Annotated in this window: 3 protein-coding genes; 1 reads left to right on the top strand and 2 read right to left on the bottom strand. The window is 75.8% G+C overall.

Annotated features, from left to right (window positions below; genetic code table 11):
- A partial coding sequence (locus tag LCE31_RS38720) for an MBL fold metallo-hydrolase (protein ID WP_225022906.1) occupies positions 1–810 on the top strand: 810 nt, incomplete at its 5' end.
- A gap of 79 nt (positions 811–889) precedes the next feature.
- Here the strand turns inward: LCE31_RS38720 and LCE31_RS38715 are convergent.
- The gene (locus LCE31_RS38715) at positions 890–1,591 is read right to left on the bottom strand and encodes a DedA family protein (protein ID WP_225022905.1); all 702 of its coding nucleotides are present in this window, start codon (positions 1,589–1,591) and stop codon (positions 890–892) included.
- Positions 1,588–2,379 carry an MBL fold metallo-hydrolase gene (locus tag LCE31_RS38710; RefSeq protein WP_225022904.1) on the bottom strand — a complete coding sequence of 264 codons (792 nt, stop codon included), beginning with the start codon at positions 2,377–2,379 and terminating at the stop codon, positions 1,588–1,590. The genes LCE31_RS38715 and LCE31_RS38710 overlap by 4 nt, the downstream gene beginning before the upstream one ends.
- Positions 2,380–2,579 lie beyond the last annotated feature (200 nt).

The following is a 2,579-nucleotide window of genomic DNA, read 5'->3' as shown; positions in this document are numbered from 1 at the left end:
CCGTTGCCCCCCGTCGGCCCCGGAGATCTCTCCGTCACCTGGGTGGGCCACGCCAGTTGGATCGTGCGCATAGCGGGCCTCACCGTCCTCACCGACCCGGTGTGGGCGCGCCGCATCCTCGGCACCCCCGCCCGCATCACCCCCGCGGGGGTGCCCTGGGAGGACCTGCCGCCGGTCGACGCGGTCGTGATCAGCCACAACCACTACGACCACCTCGACGCCCCCACCCTCAGGCGACTCCCGCGCCACACCCCGCTGTTCGTGCCCGCCGGGCTCGGCCGCTGGTGCAGGCGCCGCCGCTTCGCGCGCGTCACCGAACTCGACTGGTGGGAGGGCGCGGAACTGCGCGGCACCGGCGGCAGGACCGTGCGCTTCGACTTCGTACCCGCGCACCACTGGTCCAAGCGCTCCCTCACCGACACCTGCCGCAGCCTGTGGGGCGGCTGGGTGCTCACCGAATCGGGCGGCGCCACCGTCCACTTCGGGGGCGACTCCGGATACGGCGACTGGTTCGCGCAGATCGGCCGCCGCCACCCCGGCATCGACGTGACGCTGCTGCCCATCGGCGCGTACGAGCCGCGCTGGTGGCTGCGCGCCGAGCACATGGACCCGGAGGAGGCCGTCCAGGCCTGCCACGACCTGGGCGCCGCCCGGATGGCCCCCATGCACTGGGCGACCTTCGTACTGTCCTGCGAACCCGTGCTGGAACCCCTCACCCGGGTACGGGCCGCCTGGGAGCGGACCGGCCGCCCCCGCGACGAGCTCTGGGACCTGCCGATCGGCGCGTCCCGCGTCCTGCGCTCCGCCTGACTGCCGCCGGCACCGCACCGGCAGCGGGCCCGGACTGCCGGGCTCAGGACGAAACCGCTCGCGGCCCCGCACGCCCGCGTCAGGTGTGCTGGCCCTGCCCCTCGTCCCGGACGCCCGCCGACCCGTCGCCGCGCTCCGGGCCGCCCGGCGCGCGTACCTTGCGCCACACCGCGGGAACGCCGGCGATCAGCACCGTCAGGCCGATCGCCGTCGCCACGCCCTGCCACGGCCGGGGGAACAGGGAGCCGCCGAGTATCCCGATCAGCTGGTACGTCGCCGCCCAGGTCAGGCAGGCCCAGACGTCCCCGCGCGCGAACGAGCGCATCGGCCACCTGGCCAGGAGGCAGGACAGCATCACCGGCACCCGCCCCGCGGGCACCAGGCGCGAGAGCACCAGGACCGCGACGCCGTGGTCCGACAGCTTCTCCTGCGCCTGCGCGAGCCGTTCCGGCGGCGCGTGCTCCCGCAGCTTCTCCAGCCACCGCGAGCCGTTCTTCGATCCGACGCCGCGCCGCCCCAGCCAGTACAGCGCCATGTCGCCGAGGAACGCGGCGGCCGACGCCACCAGGAACGTGTACAGCATCGACAGCGGGTCGGACTGGTGGAACGCCACCACCGCGGCTGAGCTCACCACGGCGCCCGTGGGCACCACCGGCACCAGCGCGCCCAGCGTCACGAGCAGGAACACCGACGGATATCCGACGGCCTGCTGCGTCGACTCCGTGGGCAGCCGGGGCACCGGCGCCGCCAGCACGTGCGCCAGCAGCTGGCCACCCGTCACCTCGCCACCTCCGCACGCGCGCTCTCGCCGTGGCGCAGCAGATGCACCGTGACACCGGGCGCGAGCTGTTCCGCCTGCGCGACGAACTCCGAGCCCGGCGTGTGGAACTCGTGCGGCCGCACCCCGTCGAAGCCGACCGGCCAGTACGTGCCGTAGTGCACGGGGACCGCGGACGAGGGCGCGAGGAGGGCCGCGGCCCGCGCCGCACGCCGCGGGTCCAGGTGCTCGGGGCCGAGGTTCGGACCCCAGCCGCCGACCGGCAGCAGCGCCGTGTCCACCGTTCCGACCGCCTCCGCCATCCCCTCGAACAGCCCCGTGTCGCCCGCGAAATAGGTACGGGACTCGCCGCTGATCACATAGCCGAGCGCGGGAGAGCGGCGCGGCCCCACCGGCAGCCGCCGCCCGTCGTGCCGCGCGGGCACCACCCGTACCCGCACCGGGCCGACCGACAGCTCGTCCCCCGGCACCACCTCCCGCAGCCGCAGCCCGCGCGGGTGGCGCCGCGCGTCCAGCCGCCGCAGCGCCGGTACCGAGCGGGTCGCACCGCGCGGCAGCACCAGCAGCGTGCCGGGCGCGAGCCGCGCGAGCGAGCCCACGTGCAGATGGTCCGCGTGCAGATGGGAGATCAGCACCGCGTCCGCCACCGCGGCCCGCGCGGTGGGCAGCGCGCCCTTCCTGCGCCGCAGGTGCGCGAAGCGGCGCACGAACAGCGGGTCGGTCAGCAGCCGCACCCCCGAGTCCTCGACCGTGCAGGTGGCATGGCCCCACCAGGTGATGACGGCTCCCACGGCGACCTCGGCTTCCTCGATCCCGGGGTGCGGGCTCGGCTGGACTCGCTCCTCAGCCTACGGGTGCCCCCGTCCCGGCCGTACGGCCGCCCGGACCCGGCGCACCCGACCGCACCGCACCCGGCGCGGACCCCGGGCGCGGGCCCCGGCCGGGCCATGCCACCTGCACGGTCGAGGACTCGGGGGTGCGGCTGCTGACC

Source organism: Streptomyces sp. 8L, from assembly GCF_020176795.1.
Taxonomy (GTDB): Bacteria; Actinomycetota; Actinomycetes; order Streptomycetales; family Streptomycetaceae; genus Streptomyces.
Note: the sequence above shows the minus strand (reverse complement) of the source record. Positions and strands in the feature narration are given on the sequence as shown.